This window comes from Streptomyces abyssomicinicus (genome assembly GCF_008974245.1).
Lineage (GTDB): Bacteria > Actinomycetota > Actinomycetes > Streptomycetales > Streptomycetaceae > Streptomyces > Streptomyces abyssomicinicus.
The window spans coordinates 1-22,760 of the sequence record NZ_BBZI01000018.1; the positions used below are offsets into that span (position 1 = coordinate 1).

At 69.2% G+C, this 22,760-nt stretch carries 18 protein-coding genes and 1 pseudogene; 9 read left to right on the forward strand and 10 right to left on the reverse strand.

Going from position 1 to position 22,760, the window contains the following annotated elements; genetic code table 11:
• Nucleotides 1-425: 425 nt before the first annotated feature.
• Together GBN72_RS33095 and GBN72_RS34915 are read right to left on the reverse strand one after the other, a co-directional pair.
• Nucleotides 426-1,114 (reverse strand): annotated as a pseudogene (locus GBN72_RS33095) (replication-relaxation family protein).
• 82 nt (nucleotides 1,115-1,196) lie between these two features.
• Nucleotides 1,197-1,385, reverse strand: a complete 189-nt coding sequence (locus GBN72_RS34915; protein WP_151775691.1) for a protein kinase family protein — start codon at nucleotides 1,383-1,385, stop codon at nucleotides 1,197-1,199.
• A 213-nt stretch (nucleotides 1,386-1,598) separates the two neighbouring features.
• On the opposite strand from GBN72_RS34915, the gene GBN72_RS36140 reads away from it, so the two are divergent.
• From GBN72_RS36140 to cas7c, 5 genes are all read left to right on the forward strand, one after another.
• On the forward strand, nucleotides 1,599-1,763 hold the full coding sequence (locus tag GBN72_RS36140; protein ID WP_151775692.1) for a DUF3376 domain-containing protein: 165 nt from the start codon (nucleotides 1,599-1,601) through the stop codon (nucleotides 1,761-1,763).
• Nucleotides 1,764-2,346: 583 nt separating this feature from the next.
• Nucleotides 2,347-4,659 carry a CRISPR-associated endonuclease Cas3'' gene (locus GBN72_RS33110; RefSeq protein ID WP_151775693.1) on the forward strand — a complete coding sequence of 771 codons (2,313 nt, stop codon included), beginning with the start codon at nucleotides 2,347-2,349 and terminating at the stop codon, nucleotides 4,657-4,659.
• A 219-nt stretch (nucleotides 4,660-4,878) separates the two neighbouring features.
• On the forward strand, nucleotides 4,879-5,577 hold the full coding sequence (cas5c, locus tag GBN72_RS33115; RefSeq protein WP_174887248.1) for a type I-C CRISPR-associated protein Cas5c: 699 nt from the start codon (nucleotides 4,879-4,881) through the stop codon (nucleotides 5,575-5,577).
• Between the two features lie 7 nt (nucleotides 5,578-5,584).
• Nucleotides 5,585-7,417, forward strand: a complete 1,833-nt coding sequence (cas8c, locus tag GBN72_RS33120) for a type I-C CRISPR-associated protein Cas8c/Csd1 (RefSeq protein WP_151775694.1) — start codon at nucleotides 5,585-5,587, stop codon at nucleotides 7,415-7,417.
• Nucleotides 7,418-7,557: 140 nt separating this feature from the next.
• Complete coding sequence (gene cas7c / locus GBN72_RS33125) at nucleotides 7,558-8,427, forward strand: type I-C CRISPR-associated protein Cas7/Csd2 (protein ID WP_174887249.1); 870 nt, start codon at nucleotides 7,558-7,560, stop codon at nucleotides 8,425-8,427.
• Between the two features lie 2,416 nt (nucleotides 8,428-10,843).
• Here the strand turns inward: cas7c and GBN72_RS33130 are convergent.
• Nucleotides 10,844-11,104, reverse strand: a complete 261-nt coding sequence (locus GBN72_RS33130) for a hypothetical protein (protein ID WP_151775696.1) — start codon at nucleotides 11,102-11,104, stop codon at nucleotides 10,844-10,846.
• Nucleotides 11,101-11,406: a DUF6247 family protein gene (locus tag GBN72_RS33135; RefSeq protein WP_151775721.1), complete on the reverse strand. Its 306-nt coding sequence runs from the start codon at nucleotides 11,404-11,406 to the stop codon at nucleotides 11,101-11,103. Before GBN72_RS33135 ends, GBN72_RS33130 begins: the two co-directional genes overlap by 4 nt.
• Nucleotides 11,407-11,876: 470 nt before the next feature.
• On the opposite strand from GBN72_RS33135, the gene GBN72_RS33140 reads away from it, so the two are divergent.
• Nucleotides 11,877-13,037, forward strand: coding sequence for a UDP-N-acetylglucosamine--N-acetylmuramyl-(pentapeptide) pyrophosphoryl-undecaprenol N-acetylglucosamine transferase (locus GBN72_RS33140; protein ID WP_151775697.1), 1,161 nt, complete (start codon nucleotides 11,877-11,879; stop codon nucleotides 13,035-13,037).
• 47 nt (nucleotides 13,038-13,084) lie between these two features.
• On the opposite strand, the gene GBN72_RS33145 is transcribed toward GBN72_RS33140, so the two are convergent.
• Genes GBN72_RS33145 through rfbB form a run of 4 tightly spaced genes read right to left on the reverse strand, consistent with a single transcriptional unit; the run spans nucleotide 13,085 to nucleotide 16,627 of the window.
• Entirely contained in the window at nucleotides 13,085-13,477 is a 393-nt protein-coding gene (locus tag GBN72_RS33145) for an arsenate reductase/protein-tyrosine-phosphatase family protein (RefSeq protein ID WP_151775698.1), read from the reverse strand.
• Nucleotides 13,478-14,611, reverse strand: a complete 1,134-nt coding sequence (locus GBN72_RS33150; protein ID WP_151775699.1) for a DegT/DnrJ/EryC1/StrS family aminotransferase — start codon at nucleotides 14,609-14,611, stop codon at nucleotides 13,478-13,480. It abuts the gene before it with no gap.
• On the reverse strand, nucleotides 14,608-15,618 hold the full coding sequence (locus GBN72_RS33155) for an ATP-grasp domain-containing protein (RefSeq protein ID WP_151775700.1): 1,011 nt from the start codon (nucleotides 15,616-15,618) through the stop codon (nucleotides 14,608-14,610). Before GBN72_RS33155 ends, GBN72_RS33150 begins: the two co-directional genes overlap by 4 nt.
• Entirely contained in the window at nucleotides 15,608-16,627 is a 1,020-nt protein-coding gene (gene rfbB / locus GBN72_RS33160) for a dTDP-glucose 4,6-dehydratase (protein WP_151775701.1), read from the reverse strand. Before rfbB ends, GBN72_RS33155 begins: the two co-directional genes overlap by 11 nt.
• 218 nt (nucleotides 16,628-16,845) lie before the next feature.
• Here rfbB and GBN72_RS35755 point away from each other — a divergent pair, with 218 nt between their 5' ends.
• Together GBN72_RS35755 and GBN72_RS33165 are read left to right on the forward strand one after the other, a co-directional pair.
• Nucleotides 16,846-16,989 carry a hypothetical protein gene (locus GBN72_RS35755; RefSeq protein WP_246213051.1) on the forward strand — a complete coding sequence of 48 codons (144 nt, stop codon included), beginning with the start codon at nucleotides 16,846-16,848 and terminating at the stop codon, nucleotides 16,987-16,989.
• 12 nt (nucleotides 16,990-17,001) lie between these two features.
• On the forward strand, nucleotides 17,002-18,174 hold the full coding sequence (locus GBN72_RS33165) for an NsdA family TPR-like regulatory protein (protein ID WP_246213052.1): 1,173 nt from the start codon (nucleotides 17,002-17,004) through the stop codon (nucleotides 18,172-18,174).
• 321 nt (nucleotides 18,175-18,495) lie between these two features.
• Here GBN72_RS33165 and GBN72_RS33175 read toward each other — a convergent pair whose 3' ends face one another.
• A complete protein-coding gene (locus GBN72_RS33175) occupies nucleotides 18,496-18,804 on the reverse strand; it encodes a hypothetical protein (protein WP_369695913.1) in 309 nt (102 codons plus the stop codon).
• Nucleotides 18,805-18,903: 99 nt separating this feature from the next.
• On the opposite strand from GBN72_RS33175, the gene GBN72_RS33180 reads away from it, so the two are divergent.
• Entirely contained in the window at nucleotides 18,904-21,828 is a 2,925-nt protein-coding gene (locus GBN72_RS33180) for a transcriptional regulator (RefSeq protein WP_218042111.1), read from the forward strand.
• A 252-nt stretch (nucleotides 21,829-22,080) separates the two neighbouring features.
• On the opposite strand, the gene GBN72_RS33185 is transcribed toward GBN72_RS33180, so the two are convergent.
• Complete coding sequence (locus tag GBN72_RS33185; RefSeq protein ID WP_164541019.1) at nucleotides 22,081-22,554, reverse strand: GNAT family N-acetyltransferase; 474 nt, start codon at nucleotides 22,552-22,554, stop codon at nucleotides 22,081-22,083.
• Nucleotides 22,555-22,760: the final 206 nt, after the last annotated feature.

Below are 22,760 nucleotides of genomic sequence, written 5' to 3' on the forward strand. Positions count from 1 at the left end.
TGACTACTTGGATATTTGGTTCCTCCCTCGGCACTTCGGATGCCGCCTGTGCGGGCTCACACTCACGCAGGGGGAACTGGACCTTGCTGGAATCAAAGCCCAAGTGCTCAACGCCGACGAAGAACCCGACCCCGACTGGGAACCCGACTTCGAGACGTACTGAGCGCTGAAGCGCGAGATCCACTGCTAACCGTGATGCTCCTGCAAGCCGTTAGCTCGCCGCACTGGCGAAGCAAGCCACCCTGGCCTGGCCACTCAGGGTGGTCCCCGAGGGCGCCATCTGGCGCATGGGGAAGCGTTGCCGTCTCTGGCAGATCTACCTCAGCGGCCAGGCGGTTCGGGGTAGCGCCGGCGGCGCCGGACCGGGTCGTCGACACCGATCTCGTACCAGGGCTCGCCGCGCTGGAGCCGGGCCGGGTGTTCACTCACACCGCGACGGTGATCCCTTGGACATCGTCGGCGAGCGCCTGGAGGCGGTTGTCGAGCAGGTGTTCCGCCTTGCCCGCCAGGACGGCGTGGAGCCGCGGGAAGGTCTTCGAGCGGGTGTAGCGGTGGCGCTGCCAGAACGGGAGCGTGGTGCCGATCGTGCCGCGAGAGCCTTCCCAGACGCGATGTCCGGCGTAACGCTCGTAGTCCCAGACCTCACGTGCGAGGCGGGCCTGGGACATGGTGCCGTTGTCGAGTTCGAAGAGGCGCACCTCGCTGGTCTTCGTCGGGAGGGCGAGGACGGCGTCGGTGTTGAAGCTGAGGCCGGTCTCCTTGATGGCGTGGTGGACTCCCACCTGCCAGTCGGTCAGGTGAGTGCGGCCGCCGTAGGCGAGGATCATGTGTCGGTGACCGCGATGCTGTGCGGGCCGAACCATGCCTGCACGGCTTTGACGCCGGTGCCGGCCTTCGGGCGGAGCGGCAGTTCGTTGCCGTCGGCCAAGGCCTTTTGGCCGGCCGGGGTCAGGTTCCAGATCGGGTGCCTGCCGCCCTTGCCGTTCGTCTCTACCAGCCCGAGCTCCGCCAGCTTGTTCATCGCTCTGCGCACGTAGGACCGGCCGTCGGCGTCCTCTCCCGTGATCACCTGGGCCATCTGCCGTACCGTCGCCATCCGCACGCAGCCCAGCATCCGCAGCGCATCGGCGCGCACCTTGGCCGCTGGATCGGACTTCTTCCCCTTCGTCGAGGTCTGAGGGGAAGGGAGAGAGGGCTCACCATGCGACGGTCAGCTCCTTCGGGGTGGGGCGGTCGGCGGGGTCTGGGGCCAGGCACGCGGTGATGGCGTCCTCGGAGGCGGGGAAGGGCCACGGCCGGACGCCGCGCAGCGCGGTGGTGGTGCCCCGGGCGATGACGGTCAGCTTTCCGGCCGGTCGAGGTCGTCGTCCTCTCAGTGCCCTCAAAGGTCGGCCGCGTGGTAGGTGCCGCCGCGCACTGCTTCATGTCAGCGGCCCGCGGGAGCAAACTCACACCTCTGGGGCACTGGGAGACGGCGGAAGACGTCGTTGCCGCCATGCTGGTGGTGGAAGTCCTCACGCAGAGCTTCGCCCCACCCGCGCGTGCCATGGAAAAGCTCACCCCCGAGGTCCGGTTCTTGCGGCTCGGGTCCGGATCACATGGGGCCGCTTTTCAATGAGGACTGGTCGGTGGATCTGGGCGCCAGGAAGTTGTACGGGCTGCGCTGTTACCACTTCGCGGCGTTCCTGAGTAAGGAATGGCGTCGTCATGACTTTGCGTGGGGGCGCCTCGACCGGTCCCGTTATGCAGATCACGAACGGTGATCTACGAGAGGACCCTGGCAGCCGCGGGCGCCGTCGTTGACGTTGAGCCGCAGCACCGGCAGGGTTGCGGCCCTCGGTCGCCCCGAAGGGCGACCGCCATGGTTCGGGCAGTGATGACGGATCCCTCGCGTCTAAGGTTGCGACCCTCAGCCGCCCCGGAGGGCGACCGCCACCATGGGCTACTCGACGACCGTCCGCGTGGGACCGGCGTTGCGACCCTCGGCCGCCCCGAAGGGCGACCGCCACAGGACGTAGGTGCTGTCCGGGGTGCCTGTGCCGATCTGGTTGCGACCCTCGGTCGCCCCGGAGGGCGACCGCCACGCTGCCTGAGCAGCGCGAAAGGCGTATCCCGCAGCCTAACGACAAGGCGTCACGGGTGACACATCGAGTGATTCCGAACATTCGACTTCGGTGCGACCCGCGTGTCGCGTGTGTGCTTGAGGTTCCGAAGTAACCCGGTGGCTCCGTGAGCCGAGGTGAGCTTAGCTGTCACACCTTGTCCAGGCAGGTGTCGGCCCCTCCCTCTACGGTCCGTACTGAGCGCGCGGTCCCGACCTGTGCCGTGCATTGGTGAGGGGGAACGATGGCAGACGATGCGCTGCTGTACGCACACAGTCTGAGCGATGTCACGAAGGTGCGGCACACCCTGGAGGACCATCTGCGTGGTTCAGCGGCGCTGGCGGGGCGCTTCGGGGAGGTGTTCGGGGCCGGGGAGCTGGCGGAGTACCTGGCCCTGGTGCACGACGTCGGCAAGGGACCGTGCGCCTGGCAGGAAAAGCTCAGGGCCGTCGAGGCCTCGGGCGGGAGGGTGGGGATTCCGCACAAGCACGCCGGCACGGTGCTGGCGGAACAACACACGTTTCTGGCCTGCGCGGCGGTGGTGTTCGGGCACCACGGCGGGCTTCCCGACATGGAGCGGCTGCGCAGGGAGCTGTTGAGGGCCCGGCCAGGCGGTCCCGAGGCCGCGCGGGTTGAGGAAGCGATCGGGGCCGTCGAGCGGGTCGTGCCGGAGATCCGCCGCTCGGCGCGCATTGCTCCGCCGGGCTGGCTCCGTGATCTGCCTAAGCGCGAGGGGCAGCTCGGGCTTGAGCTTCTGGTGCGCATGCTCTTCTCGTGCGTGGTGGACGCGGACTTCCTGGACACGTCCGCCCACTTCGCCGGTACGAAGGCACTGGTGCAGGAGCCGGTGGACATGGCCGGGCTGGTGGAGCGGTACGAGTCGCGCCGGCAGCTGCATCTTGCAGGGCGGGAGCCCTCGCCGCGGGTGGATTCCCTGCGTCAGTCGGTGTACGAGCAGGCGTGCGCTGCGGCGTCGGGTGAGCCGGGTGTCTACGTCCTGCATGTTCCGACCGGCGGGGCGAAGACGCTGGCCGCGGGTGGCTTCGCGTTGCGGCATGCGGCGGAGCACGGCAAGCGTCGGGTGGTGCTGGCAGTGCCGTTCATCTCGATCACAGAGCAGAATGCGGCTGTCTACCGGGATCTGCTGGATCCCGAGCCGGACAGCGGGGAGCCGGTGGTGGTTCTGGAGCATCACAGTGCCGTGGATCTGGGTCCCGAGGAGGCGGGGGTCGGGGTCGATGACGGCACGCTGACCGAGGAACAGCGGGATGAGCTGCGGGAGCGTGCGCGGACGGCGCGGCTGGCGGCGGAGAACTGGGATGCGCCGTTCGTCGTGACCACGACGGTCCGGTTGTTCGAGTCGCTGTTCTCTCACCGTCCGTCGCAGGTGCGCCGTCTGCACAATCTGGCCGGCTCCGTGCTCGTGCTCGACGAGGTGCAGGCTCTGCCGGACCGGCTCCTCGCGCCGATCCTGAGCGGGCTGCGGGGGCTGGTGGACCACTTCGGGGCGACGGTGCTTCTGGTCTCGGCGACTCAGCCGTCGTTCTGGCAGCTCTCACCCTGGAAGGGGCTGGAGCGCAAGGCGATCGTCGACGACCCGACGGCCCTGTTTGAAGCGCTGCGGCGCGTGGAATACGACTGGCGTACCGGGGACGACGTCATCCTGGAGAGCATCGCCCGCGAGGCCGCGGGGCATGCGCAGGTGTTGACGGTGGTCGGGACGACGCGGGATGCGGCCCGGTTCCACCGGCATCTGGAGGCGGCCTCCGCCGAGGGGCCGGTGCTCCATCTCTCGACGCGAATGACGGCGGCTCACCGCCGGGAGGTCATCGCCGAGATCCGCGAGTTGCTGCGGCAAGGCTCGCCGGTGCAGGTGGTGTCGACCAGCCTCATCGAGGCGGGCGTCGACGTCGACTTCCCCCGGGTCTACCGGTCGTGGGCGCCGCCGGAATCACTGCAGCAAGCCGCCGGCCGCTGCAACCGGGACGGACATCTGGAGGACGGCGGCACGGTGGTCGTCTTCGACCCCGTCGACGGTGGACGCCCGCGCAGCAAGGAGTACCAGGCCGCGCTGGACGCGGGAGAGATGTACTTCGGACCGCGGCTGGCCAAGCCGGACGACCTGGAGGCCCTGGATTCCTACTACCGGGAGCGTTACGCCTACCAGCAGGGGGGAGATCCCGAGTCCGGTCTGGGGGCCGAGATCCAGAAGCTGAGGCGTGCTCTCGACTTCCCCCAGGTCGACCGGGACTTTCAGATGATCGACAACGAGCACATCGTGCCCGTTGTGGTCATCCGCCGGGAGGACGACCGAGAGCACATCGAAGCGGCTGTCGCACAATTGACGGATCGTTTCCGGTCATGTGGGCCCGAGGTCTTGCGGAGCCTCCAGCCTCACACGGCGTCGTTGCCGAAGCGGGAGGCCGAGGAAGCTCTGCGCTCAGGGCTGGCTGAGCTGGTCACTGGTGACCTTCTGCTCTGGCACGGTGCCTACCACGAACGACGTGGCCTGGACCCGGACGAGCCGGAGAGTCCCGACGCCTACGGCATGGTCTGACCCGGTCAGGGCTGTGCCGGTGCCGCAGGACCGGCACAGCCCTGCAAAGGTCGGCAAGAACAAGCCGCTGGTCAGCGGTCGTTGTCAGTGGGGGTGCATATGGTGCGCAGTCATCACGACCTTCTCGAAGAGGCGAAGGCGTGGTGAGCAACTTGGGGGTTGCACATGGCCGTTGAAACGGTCCCTGTCTCGGTCGACCGCCGGGGCAATGGGGGATGGATGTTTCCGGATCTGGTGGTGGAGGTGTCCGGGCCGCTGGCCTGCTTCACCCGTCCGGAGTTGAAGGTGGAGCGGGTCTCGTATCCGGTGATGACCCCGTCGGCTGCGGTGGGGGTGCTGGAGGCGATCTTCTGGAAGCCGGAGATGGCGTACGTCATCACGGCGATCGAGGTGTTGAAGCCGATCGAGTGGACGCAGGTCCGCCGTAACGAGGTCAAGTCCGTGGTCAGTGCCACGGAGGTCGCCGCGCTGCGGAAGGACCCCACGCGCCGCTACGACGTGGAGAGGGACCGCGACCAGCGCAACAGCATGCTGCTGCGGGACGTGCACTACCGGATCCGTGCGCAGATCCTGCGGGCGCCGCACGCCATGGACGTGCCGGAGCAGAAGTACCGGGACCAGCTCCGTCGAAGGGTCGACAAGGGGGCCTGCTTCTCGGAGCCGTATCTCGGCTGCCGAGAGTTCAGCGCCGCCTTCGGTCCGCAGACGGACGCCCAGCCGATCGGGCGGGACGAGGACCTCGGTGTCATGCTGCACTCGATCTCCTATCCCGACTCCGGCGGGGAGCAGTACCGCTGGTTCCACGCCCGGCTGCTGCAGGGCGTGATGACGGTGCCGCTCGCTCCGCTCGGCGCTGACGCGGTCGCGATGCCCGCCTCGTCGGGATGGCGGGCCGACGGTCCGCGTGCGGGGCGGTGAGGCCGGCATGCTGCTGCACCGCCTGACCGAGTACGCCACGCGTGCCGAGGCGGACGACGAGTTGCCGCCTCCGTACTACCGGCCCAAGCGGATCCAGTGGATCCTGCGGATCTCGCAGGACGGAACCTCCGCGACGTTCGTGGACCGGCGTCCGGCGAAGGGCGAGAAGGCTCAGGAGACGACCGCTCCCTACGTCTACCGCTCCGGCACCATGCCGCCGCCGTACCTGATGGTGGACACGGCCCAGTACGTTCTGGCCCTGCCGAAGCAGACTCCGGGCACGCCCGTCACCGAACGGGCGGTCGAGGACGCGCGGCGCAGGCGTGAGGCGTACGCGGCTCTGCTGCTGGAGTGGGCGAACGCGGTGCCGGACGATCCCCACGCCGAGGCGGTGCGGACGTTCGTGACCACGGGTGTCCTGCAGTCGCTCACCGCGCCGGAGGAGATGACGGCGGCCGACAACATCGCGCTGATGATCGGCCCCACCTGGCTGCACCGGCTGCGCAGCGCGGAGGAGATGTGGGCCGGTGTCGTGCGCTCCCGCAAGTCCGGCAAGGCCGGCGAGGCGGTCACCGGTCTGTGCCTGGTCTGCGGCAAGGACGGGGAACTGCTCAGCACGATCCCGGAGAGCATCAAGTCGGGGGCGATCCCCTCCGGCGGCCGGGGCCGCGACGCCCAGCTCGTCAGCATCAACGCCGCCGCGCAGGGGCGGGGCGGGGCTATCCAACTGGTCAACACTCCCGTGTGCGAGCCGTGCGGCGGCCGGGCCATGGCCGCCCTCAACCTGCTCCTCGCCAGTGGCACGAACCGCCGGCCCGCCGCCGACTCGGTCACCGTGTGGTGGACACAGAAGAAGGTCGACGACCTCTTCGAGCTCCTGGACACCGCCACCGACGCCGCGGTGGCCGGCCTCCTGAACTCGCTCCACAAGCATCCCGACCCGGTCTCCGCCGAGCGGGTCGACCCCAGCGCCTACTACGCACTGACCCTCGGCCTCAACAATGCCCGGGCCGTCGTCCTGGACTGGCTGGACATCCCCGTCGGGCGGCTCCGCAACCACCTCGGCGCCTGGTTCGAGCACCACCGCGTCCACGACGGCTGGAACGAGCGGCACGTGTACCTGCCGCTGTGGCGGCTGGCCCTGGCCGCCGGCCGCTGGGACGCCAAGGCCAACAAATACGTCTCCGGCAGCGCGCCCAAAGGGCTGGAACAGGAACTTCTCCACGCCGCCCTGGCCCGCGGCCCCGTCCCCGCCCGGCTCCTGCCCCACCTGCTGCAGCGCATCCGCGCGGACCGCCGTATCGACCACCCGCGCACCGCCCTGCTGCGTCTCGCGCTCCACCCGAACCGGAAGGACCACCAGGTGACCTCCCCCGCCGACCGCCTCGACACCGCGCAGCGCGACCCCGGCTACCTGTGTGGCCGCGTCTTCGCCGTCCTGGAAGCCATCCAGTACGCGGCGCTCCCGGAGGTGAAGGCCACCATCGGCGACAAGTTCTTCGGCACCGCGATGACCGCCCCGGCGGCCGTCCTCAAGACGCTTCGCCTGGGTGCCAACGCCCACCTCAAGCGGCTGCGCCGCGACAGGCCGGGCGCCTATACGGCGCTCAGCAGACGGCTGTCGGAGACGTTCGCCGCCTTCGACGCCAACGAGGGCATCCCCCTCCTGCTCACCACGATGCAGCAGGCGCGGTTCGTCCTCGGCTACGAGCAGCAGCGGGCGGCGGACTTCGCCGCCCGGGCCGCACACAAGAAGGCCAAGGCCGACGCCGACAGCACCGGCGCCCGCGCCGAAACCGAGACGGACGAGGCTGCTTCCACGCCGGAAGCCGCCAGCTAGCCGACACCGGCCCGCACGGCATCCGGCGTCTCCAGCTCATCCGTCGCACCACTCTTCGACTCACTCCTCGCCCGGCCGCCCCGCACCCACGGAGCGGCGGCCAGGCAATCCCAGCGCTCTGACCGAAGGGGAAACAGATCATGACCAGCCCGCACCTCGACCCGAACCGCAAGATGGACTTCGTCTTCCTCCTGGAGGCCCGTGACAGCAACCCCAACGGCGACCCCGACGCCGGTGGCATGCCCCGCACGGACCCCGTCTCCGGCCAAGGACTGATCACCGACGTCGCCCTCAAGCGGAAGATCCGCAACACCGTCTCCCTGCTCAACGAGGAGGAGAAGAAGCCCGGCTACGACATCTACGTCGAGGCCGGCGTCTCCCTCAACAGCCAGCACGAGCGCGCCTACGCCGCCGACGCCGCAGGCTCCGACGCCGGCCAGCTCGACGCCCAGGCGTGGATGTGCAAGACCTTCTTCGACGTCCGCATGTTCGGCGCCGTGATGACCACCGGGCAGAAGAACCGCCAGGCCGGCCGCGTCCGCGGACCCGTCCAGCTCACCTTCTCCCGCTCCGTCGACCCGATCACCCCGCTCGAGTTCGGCATCACCCGCGTCACCCCCACCAAGAGCGAGGACCTCGTCAAGAAGGACACCGAGATGGGGTCCAAGCACATCGTCCCCTACGGCGTCTACCGCGGAGAGGGACACTTCAGCGCCCCGCTCGCAGGCCGCACCGGCGTCACCGAGGACGACCTCGCCATGTTCTGGCGCGCCTTCACCCTCATGTTCGACCACGACCGCGCCGCCGCCCGCGGCGAACTCAACCTCCGCGGGCTGTACGTCTTCACCCACGACGACAGGTTCGGCCGCGCCCCCGCCCGCCAGCTCCTGGACCGCGTGACCGTCAAGGGCCCCGGCGACGCCACCGCCCGCTCCTTCAGCGACTACCAGATCGAGGTCCACGACACCGACCTGCCCGAGGGCGTCGCCCTGACCACCCTGATCGGATGACCGTCGCACCACAAGGGGCGGAGAGGGAGAGCTCACCCAGGTCTCCCTCTCCGCCCTGGAGCACTACGTCTCCCCTGCTCAGTCAGGGTGACGGTCGCCCTCCAAGGCGGCCGAGGGTCGCAACGATGCAGAGTGGCTGACTCCGAAGGTCTACGGCCACAGTGGCGGTCGCCTTCCGGGGCGACCGAGGGTCGCAACCACGTAAGCGACGCGGCTAGCTTGTCGTCATACGGGGGCGTGGCGGTCGCCCTCCGGGGCGACCGAGGGTCGCAACGCCATCAGGGCCGTCCGTGCCGCCGTATCCTCCTTGTGGCGGCCGCCCTCCGGGGCGGGCCGAGGGTCGCAACATCAACCCGCCCGAGCAGTCCGGTGACCCAGACCTTGTGGCGGTCGCCCTCCGGGGCGACCGAGGATCGCAACGGCGGCGTCTACCTCCCGCCCACGGCGACGATGTGGCATGTGGCGGTCGCCCTCCGGGGCGGCCGAGGGTCGCAACTTGGACCACGCCGGCGACAAGGCTGCCCAGCTCGGCCATTGGCGGTCGCCCTCCGGGGCGGCCGAGGATCGCAACGTGCCCCTCGCCGAGCACCTCGGCACCACCACCGAGTGGCGGTCGCCCTCCGGGGCGGCCGAGGATCGCAACGCGTGGGTCCGATAGGGGACACGCTGACCCGTCCCGCATGTGGCGGTCGCCCTCCGGGGCGGCCGAGGGTCGCAACTGGACCAACCGGCCTACTCGCATGGTTCAGGCGGTGGAGGTGGCGGTCGCCCCTCTGGGGCGGCCAAGGGCCGCAACCTGCAGTCCGAGCCGCGGCGCCAGGACACGGCGGAGCGTGGCGGTCGTCCTCCGGGGCGGCCGAGGGTCGCAACTTGTACTTGCCGTCGGTCAATCCGTCGTCGAGGTGTGGCGGTCGTACTCCAAGGCGGCCGAGGGTCGTAACGACCAGTGGGCAGCCCACCACCCGCCCGAGGTGGCCAGTGGCGGTCGCCCTCCGGTGGGCCGAGGGTCACAACTAGCACAAGGACTACGCCCAGCGGAACCTGGTCGTGACGGTCGCCCTCCAGGACAAGGCAGGCGTCCTGGCGGCCGCCCTTCGTGGCGACCGCGGATCCCGACTACGTGGCGCCGATCGTCTACATCAGCCCGCGGCTGGGTGGCGGCCGCCCTCCAGGGCGGCCGAGAGTCGCAACCGGTACGGGTACGTCGCCACGATCTCCCGGTCGGTGGAGGTGGCGGCCGCCCTCCGGGGCGGCCGAGGATCGCAACACCGTGACGCCGCTCGCCGAGCGCTCCACCCCGGACGGGTGGCGGTCGTCCTCCGGGGCGGCCGAGGTTCGCAACGCCTGGACGTTGACCGTGGCCACCGTCCTCTTCAACGCGTGGCGGTCGCCCTCCGGGCGGCCGAGGATCGCAACGGCAGGTTGTACGTCGTATCCTGCCCGCTGAATGCAGGTGGCGGTCGCCCTCCGGGGCGACCAAGGGTCGCAACCGGACCCTGTGCCGCACGGTGGCGGGCATCATCGCGGGTGGCGGTCGCCCTCCGGGGCAGCCGAGGGTCGCAACGGCGGTTTCGGTCCATACGACGACACCCCCTGCACGGACGTGGCGGTCGCCCTCCGGGGCGACCGAGAGTCGCAACATGGTCATGCAGGGGACCGGTGGCAATGACGGCTCCTGTGGCGGTCGCCCTCCAGGGCGGCCGAGGGTCGCAACACCGCACTGCGGCCGACCGCCTGGAGTCCGCTCTGGTGGCGGCCGCCCTCCGGGGCGACCGAGGGTCGCAACCCGTAAACCTTCCGCAAGCCGGGGGAGCGGTGTGTCGTGGCGGTCGCCCTCTGGGGCGGCCGAGGGTCGCAACGACATCCTCACCCTGCGCACCCTGGACACCATCCAGGAGTGGCGGTCGCTCTCCGGGGCGGCCGAGGGTCGCAACGTCACCGGCACTCGCACGCTCAAGACCGAGACGTACACGTGGCGGTCGCCCTCCGGGGCGGCCGAGGGTCGCAACCTCGTCAATCACGCCGGGCTGACGCTCGCGCAGACGTGGCGGTCGTCCTCCGGGCGGCCGAGGGTCGCAACCACGCCGGCGAAGCCGCACGGGTCCAGCGGCCGCAATCTCAGGCTGCGGCCATCCGGTCCCTTCAGAACGGCAACATGCAGGACGACCGCCGCGGACGTGTACCACCAAGCGGTCAGGGCCACATGCCGCCCTTACTTACCCGCGCCGCTCGTGAGCATCTGGATGGCTTGCCCGCAGAACGGCAACGTCGTGTTCGCCTCGTACGTGTCGCCGCGTCACCGACGTTTCGGAGCCGGTCCCAGGCAGCGCCCGCCGATCGCAACTCGATCCGCGCGGTCAAGAATGGCCCGACCCTGCCGGCCGCAATTCCGGGGTCGGGCCGTCGTAGCAGGTGGCTATCCGAGCCAGATGATGTTCAGGACTGTCAGGCTGTGCAGGGGCCGGTTGATCCAGTAGGTGACGGAGAGCTGGCCGACGGCCGCGTAGCGGACGTCCTCGCCTTCGTCGTCGTCGGCGTCGAACTGCTGGAAGCCCCACGGGTCCGCGGCGGCCGCGGCGAGGATGTCCCACACGGTGTCCACCGCGTGCTCAGGCAGGGAGTCGAGGGCCTTGGCAGCCGGTGCGGAGACGCGGACCGCGTACGACGGCGGGTTCATCCGCGAAGGCGGCGGAGCTCCGCCAGGTCGACGGCGTCGCTGTCGTCGTAGCCGGAGGCGACGAACGCGTCGACGGCCGGGGCATGCGCAATGCGGCCCTGCCAGTTCTGGATCACCTCGTAGAGCCCGGCGAGGGAGAACGTGCGCCGCGATTCCTCGAGCGCAGTCGCCCACTCCCGCTCGAAGGCCGGCACCCAGGTGTCCGCGCGCCGGTCGGCGCGCAGCTGGGCGAGGAGTTCGGCCGGCGCCCCGGGTGCGGGGGCGTAGGCCGTGACGGGTGCGTGGTCGGGCTGCGCGCTCATCTTGTCCTCCCGGCGGGTCGTCACTTCACGGTACGCGGGCCGGGTGGCCGTGGATGCGGTCATGCACGGATCCCCGCACGGAATCCGTGGCAGGGGCGCTGCGGGCATCAACACCTCCAGGGAGACGCTGCAAATCCTCAGCAAGCAGGGAGATGCGCGGGGCGACTGCGGCAGCGCCACCTGGGGGGAGAGAAAGAGAAGGGCTTCCCAGTTCGGCTCGGGCAGCTGTTCCTTTACTCGGCAGGTGTGCCTGCCATACCCGCAGGAACGGTTCCGGGTCTTGGCCGCCAAGCCCTGGGGCTCGCATCCGTCCCGGCGCCCTCTGTCGGTCTGTCCGTGTCGAGGCACGTTCGCAGGCCGGTCGCCGCGCGGCTGAGGCCACCGGCCGGTGCCAATAGCCGCCGATCGGATTGGTGTGCCGCTACTGTGACGGCTCGTCTGGTCTCCGCCTGGGTTTGGAGCAGTCTTCGATGAACAGCGCCTCTTTCCGTCTGGTCGTCACGGGCGGCGGGACCGGTGGACACACGTACCCCGCTCTCACGGCGGTTCGCACTTTGCAGGCTCGGCTCGCGCGTGAGGGGCGTGGGCTGGAGACGCTGTGGATCGGGACGGAGTACGGCTTGGAGGCGTGTGTGGCGCCTGCCGAGGGCATCGCGTTCACCAGTGTGGTGACAGGCAAGATTCGCCGGTCCAGGAATCCGCTCAAGCTCGTCTCGCCGGCGAACGTCAGGGACATGGCGCGGGTGCCGCTCGGCGTGCTTCAGGCGCGCCGGGCCATCGAAGGGTTCCAGCCGGATGTGGTGCTGGCGACGGGTGGGTATGTCGCGGTGCCGGCCGGTCTGGCGGCGAGGATGTGCCGTCGCCCGCTGGTGCTGCACGAGCAGACGGTCCGGCTCGGGCTGGCGAACCGTAAGCTCGCGCCGGCGGCTGCGCGGATCTGCGTGTCGTCGGAGTCGACGCTACTCCTGCTGCCGGATGCGGCGCGGCGGGTCGCTGTGGTGACGGGTAATCCGGTGCGGCCGGAGGTTTTGTCCGGGGTTGCGGCGAAGGCGGTCGAGGCGTTGGGGCTGGAGGGCTTCGAGGGGCGGTTGCCGACGGTGTACGTGACGGGTGGTGCGCAGGGTTCGCAGCAGATTAACGATCTGGTGGCCGATGTGCTGCCGTGGCTGTTGTCCCGGGCGAACGTGGTGCATCAGTGCGGTCCTGCGAACGAGGAAGGGCTGCGGGTGCGGGCGGCGGGTCTTCCTGCCGAGCTGGCGGGCCGGTATTACCTGGCGGGGTTCGTCGGGGCGGAGTTGCCGGATGTGCTTGCGCTGGCCGATGTGGTGGTTGCGCGCAGTGGTGCGGGCACGTTGGCGGAGCTGACGGCGTTGGGCAAGCCGGCAGTGTTCGTGCCGCTGGCGTCGTCGGCGGGCGACGAGCAGGCGCACAACGCCCGCCATCTGCAGCAGGCCGGGGCCGCCGTCGCGCTGGAAGGTGACGTGCGGGCGGACCAGGTGCGGGACGCGCTCGGTCCGCTCCTGGCGGATGTGGGGCTGCGGGAGGTGATGGCGGAGCGGGCTCGGGCGCACGGGCGGCCGGACGCGGCGGACAGGCTCGTGGACGTGGTCCTGTCCGCCGCGTCTGGATGACCTTTGTCTACGGTTGGCCGGTGCCGAGGTGGAGGGCCGTGGCCGCCTCAGAGCACGGCGCACGCGTTGAAGGCGTCCTGGTCCTGGCCCATCGGGTCGGGGACGTCCTCGTCGGGCAGGTAGAGACGGGGCTTGTGCGCGTTCTTCTCGTCGCACAGCACGCGGAGCGTGCCGAGGACCGCGGTGTCCATGGCCAGGATCTCGTCGGCCCAGTCCAGCATGCCCAGCGTGATCTGCTGTCCGCGGTGCTGGGTGAGGTCGAACCCGAGGCGCCGGGCGGCCTTGACCATGGAGGGGTTGGTGGGCTGGTCCTGCCATTTGCCGATCAGTCCGGCGGATCGGACCGTCAGGTCCGCTCCGCCGCGGTGGGTGAGCGCGGCCTGGGCGAACGGGCTGCGGCAGAGGTTGCCGAGGCACACGGTCAGCAGCTTGCGAGGCATCTATGATCCTCCGGCGGACTTGAGGGCTTGTCCCAGCGCGGTCACCACGGTGTCGATGTCCTTCTCGGTGAGGTGCTGGTGGAAGGGAAGGCTGAGGACTTCCCTGCCGACCTGTTCGGTGGCCGGCAGGGGGCGGTGCCATGCGGCGAACGCGGGCTGCAGGTGGTTGGGCGGGTAGTGGACGCCTACTCCGATGCCCTGGGCCCGCAGTTCGGCGAACACCTGGTCCCGGTGGGGCGTGAGGATCTGACACAGGTGCGGCACGGCGTGATCCACGTCGACGTCGACCAGCACTACGCCGTCCAGAGGGGCCAAGGCGTCCCGGTAGACGTGCCAGAGGTGGCGGCGGGTGTCCGCGGTGGTCGCGAAGTGGTCGAGCTGGGCCAGGCCGATGGCGGCGTTGATGGCGGAGAGCTGGTAGCGCAGGCCGAAGCCGCCCACCCGGTAGGTGGTGATGTTCGCGCGTTCGCCCTGGGACTCCTGGACGCCCAAGAGGCGGAGCCGGCGGACGGTGTCGGCTTCCTCGGGGCTTCGGGGGATGACCATGCCGCCCTGGCCGCAGGTGAGGTTTTTGATCGGCCCGAAGGAGAAGCAGGTCAGCGCGCCGGTGGTGCCGACGAGGTGTTGGCCGCTGCGGGATCCGAAGGCGTGCGCCGCGTCCTCGATGACGGCGATACCTCGTTGATTCAGCTCCTGCCGGGCGCCGAGGAGGTCGACCGCTCGGCCGCCGAACAGTACGGGGATGACGGCTGCCGTGGTGTCGGTGACGGCGTCCATGACGAGCTGGTCGGTCACGCACAGGGTGGTGGGGTCGACGTCGATGAACCGCACGGTGGCGCCCACGGCGAGGATTGCCTGGATGGTCGCGCAGAACGTCATGGACGGCACGATCACTTCCATGCCGGGGCCTACGTCGGCCGCGAGGAGCGCGGTGTGGAGGGCCGCGGTGCCGGAGGTCACGGCCACCGCGTCGGGCACGCCGAGGAACTCAGCGATGCGGTGCTCGAACTCCTCCGTGACGTGGCTGTGCCCGTACTGGCCTCCCTGGAGCGCCTGGGCGACCGCAGCGGTCTCCTGGCCGTACAGGTAGGGGGAGGCGTTGCGGGTGTGGTCGGGCCTTGCCGTGGTCGTCATGTCAGGGCTCCGGTCGTGAGGTGGAGGACGGCGAGTTCGTCGGCGTGGCCGACGTGGAGGGTCTTGATGGCGTTGGCGAGGAACATGCCGGGCTGGTAGGTGAGGCGGTCGTGGTCGACGGGGAGGTCGAATAGGCCGCGCACCATCTGGCCGACGAGGTCGGCGCCAGCGGCCTCGCTGAGAGCGAATCCGCCTGCGGCCCGGACGTTCAGCTCGGTGATCGTGACGCGGGCGTCGTCGGCGATGAACCCTTGGACGCAGCACAGCCCGGTCGCGTGGACGGCCTTGAGTGTGTTCACGACTTCGGCGCGGACGGCGGCGTCGTCGAAGGTGGTGGAGACGACGGCGAGGCCGTTCTTCACCAGCTCCCGGCGGCGCAGGACGGCGGAGGGCCTTCCGTCCCGGTCGACCAGGCAGTCCGCGGTGAACTCGGTGCCGTGCAGGCGTTCCTGGACGATGGCTCGCGGCACGATGTCGCACAGCAGCGGCAGGTGCTCGCGCTTGTCGACGTGGTGGAAGTGCTGGGCGCCGTGGCCCGTGGCCGGCTTCACGATCAGCTCGGTGCCGTGGGGGATCCGGTCGATCTCTTCGGGCCGCCATGTGCGTGGTGTCGGGATGGCGTGCCGGGCCAGCACCTGGTGGAAGCGGACCTTGTCGACGCAGTTGTGCACCGAGCCGGCGTCGGGCAGCCACACGCGCACCCCGTCGGCGTGGAGGGCTGAGCGCAGGGCGAGCAGCGGCACCAGGTCGTTCTCGATGCCGGACACGATCGCGTCCACGCGCAGCTGCCGGCACAGGCCGCGCAGGATGCGGCCGTATGCGGGGTCGTCGGCGTGGGGGATGACCTGGGCGTTGACACCTGGCAGGAAGAAGCCGGGGGCGAACGGGTCGCAGTCGGCGGCGACCACCTGGTGGCCGAGCCGGAGGAGGCTGCGGGTCAGGCCGAGGCCGGGGGTGGCTCCGACACCGGTCACCAGGAACCGGTACCGGGCGAGGTCAGTGGACATGCCGGCCCTCCAGTTCCGGAGAGGCACCGCGAGGGGCAGGCACGGCGAGAAGGGGGCGTGACATGGGTGCCCATCGGTCGGGGTTGGCGCGGTACCAGGCGACGGTCTCCTCCAGCCCGGCCACGAAGTCACGGGCCGGCCGGTAGCCGAGGGCGGCGATCTTGCTCCAGTCCATGGCGTAGCGGATGTCGTTGGAGAGCCGGTCCGGAACGTAGGTGACCTGGTCCCAGCCGGCGCCGCAGAGTTTCAGCAGCTCGCCGGTGAGTTCCTTGCTGGTCATGTCGGTGCCGCCGCCGAGGTTGTAGACCTCGCCGGGCGCGCCGTCGCGGAGCACGAGCTCGATGCCGGCGCAGTTGTCGGCAACATGCAGCCAGTTCCGCACGTGCTGGCCGCGGTCGTGAAGGGTGACCTTTTGGCCGCGCAGCAGCCGGGTGACGAACAGGGGGATGATCTTCTCGGGATGCTGGCGGGGGCCGTAGTTGTTCGAGGACCGTGTGACACACACCGGTGAGCCATATGTCTGCCAGTAGCTGAGCGCGATCAGGTCACTGGCCGCCTTCGAGGCGGCGTAGGGGACGGTCGGGCGCAGCGGGAAGTCCTCGGTGGCCGCGCCGTCGGGCAGGGGCCCGTAGACCTCGTCGGTGGAGACGTGCACGAACCGCTCGATGCCGTGGCGCATGGCCGCGTCGGCGAGGGTCTGGGTGCCGATGACGTTCGTGCTCACGAACTGTCCGGCCCTGCTCAGCGACCGGTCGACGTGGGATTCGGCGGCGAAGTGGACGACGGCGGTGTGGCGGGCGACGAGCGCATCCACCGACTCGCGGTCGCAGATGTTGCCGTGGACGAACTCGAGCTTGGGGCTGAGGAACGCATCCCCGAGGTTCGCCCGGTCGCCCGCGTAGGTGAGGGCGTCCAGAACGGTGACGCGCTGGACGTCCGCGGCGGCAAGTATGCGTTTGACGAAGTGCGAGCCGATGAACCCAGCTCCGCCGGTGACCAGCAGCTTCATGGACGGGCTCCCTTCAGTCACGGATGTGCGGCAACGCCAGGACATCGGCGGCCGCCAGGGGTGAGGGTGTGCGCCGTCGTGACGCCTCGCGAGGCGGCGACGGGTGACCGAGTCTCGAACAACTGGCCTCGCGGGGACAGGAGTTGGCGGAAGTCCCGCGGGAGTCCCGTTCCGCAACTCCCCCACCCGCGCCCCAGTCGGGCTGGTTGGATCTGTGTGTGGACGAGCCCGCCCCTCACCCGCTGTACATCGCACGGACGGCTCTGGGCCTGACCCGCGTCGCGTTCGCGGAGAAGATCCAGGAGGCCGCCCGCCGGCGCAGCCTGCGCTCCGGCACGGACAAGCAGCGCGTACGGAAGTAGGAAGTCGACGGCGTGACGCCGGACACGGTTTCCCAGGTGTACATCGCCGAGGCGCTGAACATCCCTGTCGAGCTGGTTGATCCCCCAAGGTGGCCGCAGTGGCTGCCGGGCGTCAGCGGCCACGTGGTTCCGCTCGGTCCGCCCAGCCCGGTCACCGCCCTGCGAGAGGCACTGCGAACAACCATGAACCGCTCCCGCCGCACCTTCCTGACCGCTGTCTCGGGCAGCGCGCTGATCACGTTGGCCGACGCGTGGGCAGACGCCGACGCGTGGGCCGCGGTCGGCGAGCCGGAGAACAGCACCACAGCGGTCGGCGAGGAGCTGGTCGTGCTGCTGGAGCAGACCGGCGCCAGCCTGACCGCTCAGGCGACCGAGCAGCGTCAGCACACCGCCCCGCTGATCGACGCCCTGCTCACCACGGTCACCAACATGATCGAGGGCGGCCGGTACACCCAGCCCGTCAGGGTACGTCTGCACGCCCTGGCTGCCCGGCTGTCCCAGACGGTGGGCTGGCACCGCTTCGACCTGGGCCTGCACGCAGAGGCCAGCCAGTACTGGATCGCCGGGCTGCACAGCGCCCACACCAGCGACGACCGCGACATGGGCGCGGCCCTGCTCGGCGACCTCGCCTACCAGGCGTCCTGGCGGCACGACCCCCGCACCGCCGCCAGCATCCTCGAGCGGGCCCTCGCCGGAACCCGCCACCCCACCGCCCGCTCGCTGTTGAACCTGCGTCTCGCACGGGCCATGGCAGCACAGGGCGAACGCGGGGCGACACTGCGGGCCCTCTCAGCTGCCGAGCAGCTCCTCAACGCGCCGTCCGCCGACCCGGCACCCGCATGGTGCTCATGGATGTCACCCGCCGACCTGGCCGTCGACTCGGGCCAAGCCCTACTCGACCTCGGCGACACCCGCCACGCCCACCAGCTCATCCGCGAGGGCCAGCAGATGCTGCCAGCCAGCCGCGACAAAACGCGAGGAATCTTCCTCACCTACGAGGCACAGAGCTACCTCGACCTGAAAGAGCCCGAACGTGCGGCAGCGACAGCCCTGGAAGCACTCGCGGTCGCCCAGCGCATCGGCGCCCCGCGGTGCGCCACCCTGGTCCAGGAGCTGATGCCCGCCTTCGCTGCATACCCGCACGTCCGGGGAGTCGGGGAACTGCTCGACCGGGCAACCACATAACGGGCTGAGGTCAGGACCCGTTGCAGCGGACAGTGGTTCAGGCCCAACGACAACCGCACCATCGAGGGCCCAGCGGACTGGGCATTGACCATCTCGTCCCGCTGGCTGAGGCGTGGGACTCCGACGCCAGCACCCGGACGGCCGCAGAGCCCCATGCCTTCGCCAACGAGCTCGGAGACAACCGACACCCGATCGCCGTCTCCGCCTCCTCCAACCGCTCCAAGGGCGACCAGATCCCACCACCTGGCTACCGGCTACCGGCTAGCACTGCACCTACGTCACCGACTGGATCACCGTTAAAGCGCGGGACAGGGCAGGCGGTCACCAGCCAATGATCGCAATCGCTGCGGCGATGAGCGCTGCGGCCACCGTCAGCGTCGCCGCGAACGCGGCTGCGGCGCGGCTGATCGCGGCCGGATAGGTAGCGTCATCACGGCGGGCCAGATAGCCAGCCCCGGCTGCGGCCAGTACGGCGAAAGCCAGGACAACCACAGCAGCGAAAATCAGCACAGCAAACCGGTACGGCACGGTCGTTTCCCTTCTCAGCGACAGCGCATCTGCAGCACTGCTCTGCAACCGAATCTGCCGGTCCAGGTGTTCGCCATGGTTCGCGTGAACAATGATGGACATCGGTGAACAGCGCGATGGGGGATGCGAAGGTTGAGCGGGTACACAAGCGCAGAACGAAGCGAGGCGCGCGCCGAACTCCAGAAGAGATTAGCTGAGGCGTTGGCCAAGTCGGGGCTCAACCAGACCGAGCTCGCCCGCAAGGCACAACTGAGCCGGACTGTGGTCAACAGGGCCCTGAAGTCATCGGACGAGCCGCTGACCGCTCATACCGTCGCTGCCATGGCCAAGGCGTTGCGTATCGACAAAGACACACAGAGTGACCTCCTGAAACTGCAGAGGATCGCATCGGCTTCCCACCAAGCCAGCAGTGTCCTTGAGGCGAATGCCGTCGGGCAGGCAGTAGGGCGGCCGATCAGGGAGTGGGATCCATACGACCTGGAAGTGCACCCCGCCAGCACCCCCCTCGTCTTCAAAGCGGCCACCCACGCACCGGTCCGTAACGGGCAGCATCCCGTGCTGCCCGGGTACGTACCGCGTGGCCATGACCACATACTCACGGACGTGGTCAGGGCGGCCATGGACGGGCGAAGCGAGATGCTGGTCCTGGTCGGCTCGTCGTCCACCGGGAAGACGCGAGCCTGCTGGGAAGCCGTCCAGCAGCTTCCCTCGACCTGGAGGCTGTGGCACCCCTTCGATCCCACCAGGGCCGAGGCAGCGCTCGCCTACATCCAGCATGTGGGGCCACGCACGGTGGTCTGGCTGAACGAGGCCCAGCATTATCTCGGCGATACACGCCACGGCGAAGCCATCGCAGGTTCGCTCCATGCACTTCTGACCGACCCTTCCCGCGGGCCAGTTCTGGTCCTGGGCACCTTGTGGTCTGACTACGAGCGCAGTTACAAAGCCCTGCCGACCCCTGGCAGTCCCGACCCTCACGCACAGGTCCGCCAGCTGCTGGCAGGCCGAACACTGACTGTCCCTGAATCGTTCGACCAGTCGGCGCTGGACGCCGCCCGTGTCCTCGCCGACGGCGGGGACGGCGCGCTGTCCGCAGCCTTGGAACGCGCCACGGACGGGCGGATCACCCAGAACCTCGCGGGAGCCCCTGAGCTCCTTCGCCGGTACCGCACGGCCAGCCCGCCCGCACACGCGATCCTCGCCGCCGCGATGGACGGCCGCCGTCTCGGTGCCGGCCTCCACCTGCCTCTCGCCTTCCTCACTGCCGCGTCCGAGGACTACCTCAATGACCATGAGTACGACGCCCTCTCCCCTGACTGGGAGGAGCAGGCGCTCGCCGAACTCGTCGAACCCGTCCACGGCCAACTAGCTCCACTGCGGCGGGCACGGCCCCGCGCCGCCCGCCGCTCCCCCGGTATCCCGGTTGGCTCCCGATCGGGCACATCCGCCTCAGCCGATAGCGTCTACCGCCTCGCGGACTACCTCGAACAGCATGGCCGGCAGGAACGTCAGCGTTTCTGCCCGCCGAACTCCTTCTGGGATGCCGCCGCCGACTACCTAGCAGGGCCTGACGAGCTGATCGCACTCGCTCACGCGGCCGCGAACCGCCTCCGATACCGGGTGGCTGTCGGCCTGTTCGAATTGGCTGATCGCCGTGGAAGTCCCACCGCGTGGCACGGAGCAGCATCAATGTGGATGGAGGCGGGTCAGCACGCGCAGGCTAGGCGGGTGGCCGAAAAGGCCGCAGCGGGTGGCAACACCGACGCGCTTATATGGCTGGAACGTCATCATCGACTGGCTGGCGCCCACGAGCCAGCGGACGCTTTTAGGTTGAGAGCTGTCCAAGCTGGGCACCCCGAAGCCCTAGCCGATCTGGCCTGGGTTCGCTATCAAAGCGGGGACCATGCGTCCGCAGAGGAACTCGCCCGCCCAGCGGCCGAAGCCGGTCACTCCCAGGCCATGGTTTTGCTGGGACGTATCTGCATGAAAGCCAGGAACCGGCTGCAGGCGTTGGAATGGTACCGACGGGCAGCGCAAGACGACGACGCTGACGGTCTCGCCAACCTGGCGACCCTGCTGGAAGAGGATGGAGACAGCCAGGGTGCTGAACGCGCCGCGGCACAGGCTGACATCGTTATAGGGGACCGCGGCATCCTGGAGAACCTGATCGAGTGGCGGGAAGAGCGCGGGGACTACGACGGCGCGGAAGCAGCAGCGCAGCACGGAGCCGACGCAGGAGACCCTGGCTATCTGGAGCACCTCACCCGGCTGCGTGAAGGACGAGGCCAGACGGCAGAAGCGGTACGCCTTGCCAAACGCGCGGCCGATGCCGGCGCGGCGGGAGAGCTCCTACGGTCGTCTCTTCGCCTACGCCGAAGCGGAGACGTGAGCACTGCGGACCGGCTCTTCGAGTACGCCCGAAAAAGAGCATCAGGATTCGAGCTCCTCTCACTCGCGCATGAATGCGAGGGCACAGTCGGGGACCGGAGCGAAGCGGAGCGACTGTACCGAGCAGCCGCTGGTGCGGGCCAAATGGTGGCCTTCTTCCATCTGGCCAGAATGCATGAGGAGGACGGCAACCACGAACAGGCAGACCAGCACTATCGGCGCGCTACCGATGCGCACGTGCCGCTCGCCTTGGTGTGGCTGGCCAAGCGGCTGGAGGATGGTGGGAGCCCAGACGAGGCCGAGGAGGCCGCGCTCGCTGCGCTGGCCGATGATGACTACAGAGACGATGCTGCCGAAGGTCTTCTATGCCTTGTGCGTCGGCGGGAGGAGAGGGGGGACGGCGTCGGGGCTGAGCGGCTGGCATGCCGGGCCTTCGATGAGGATGAAGCCGGCGTGCTCGACTGGCTGGCTGGACAGCGTCACCAGGCCGGAGACCTCCAGGGCGCCACTAAGCTTTACCGCTATGCCGAACAGGCAGGCACCCTTCTGCCCGGCCTAGCCGATTGCCTTGCGAAGACAGACCGGAAAGCAGGACGTGCCGTAATCGTCCAGCTAGCCAACTCGGGCTACTGGCGTGCCGGGCATAAAATGGCAGACTTCCTAGGAGACGTAGAAGGCCAGCGGATGCGCCGGTACGGGTTGGAACCGGACGGCTCACTCGCCGACCCTTGGGACTGAAGTCTCTGACCCGGGCTCTGTTCACCGAGGTTCGCGAAGCCTCCCCGCAAGCGAGCGGTGGTCTGAGGCGCGGGAGAAGATCGGCGGCTTCGGACAGGCTGTCAGTCCTCTGGGGGGGCTTCGGCCCGGACACTCCGATCTGCTGTTCCAGGCGGTCAGCATAAGAAGCTGGACTCCCCCACACAGACGGCCCCGCGGGCGACTGGCCGTCCGGCGGCCCCCGTGAAGGCGAACGAGGATGCAATGGCCGTTTCAGGACCGCGAGACGAGCGCCGTGCGGATAGTGTCCAAACGGGCGCCGAGCAGGGAAGTACCGGTGACGGGACGCATTCCGCAATGGTGGAAGAACGCCCTTCGGGCATCGGCACGGTGGGGTTCGGGGTAAAGGACGAGGCTGCCCAGTCGGGCTGCCTCGGCATCGACGGCGAAGCGTCCCACGAGCGCGCTGCCGATGCCGGTGCGTCGTGAGTGCACGGCAACGACCAGTTGCACGATGCGTGCCCGGGGAGGGGGGAACGCGCCGGACGCGAAGATCTCATTATCCGTGAACGTGCCCTCAACAAACCCTACGACTGCAGAGCCCTGCAAGGCGACATAGAGACGCTCGTAGGGGCGGTAACGGTGATCGAGAAGGGCTTCGGCGTGAGAGCCCATGCCCTCCGCGACAAAAAGGGCGCGCAGGTTGCTCTCATGCTCCCCAGCCAGCTGGGTTATCTCCACAGTCATGGTCCTCACCATAGAAGAACGCGATTCGACAGGTTGGGACCCGGTAGGTCGTGAAGCAGGGATGCTGGTTGGAGACTGAGGTACAGAGTTCATCGCAGGTCAACCGGTAGTTGCAGGTGCGGAGGCGGTCATTCCACCTGATGACTCATCGGTTACGAGGTGGGCAGGCGTGCCGGAGTCACACGAATGTTCGCATTTAGTCACGG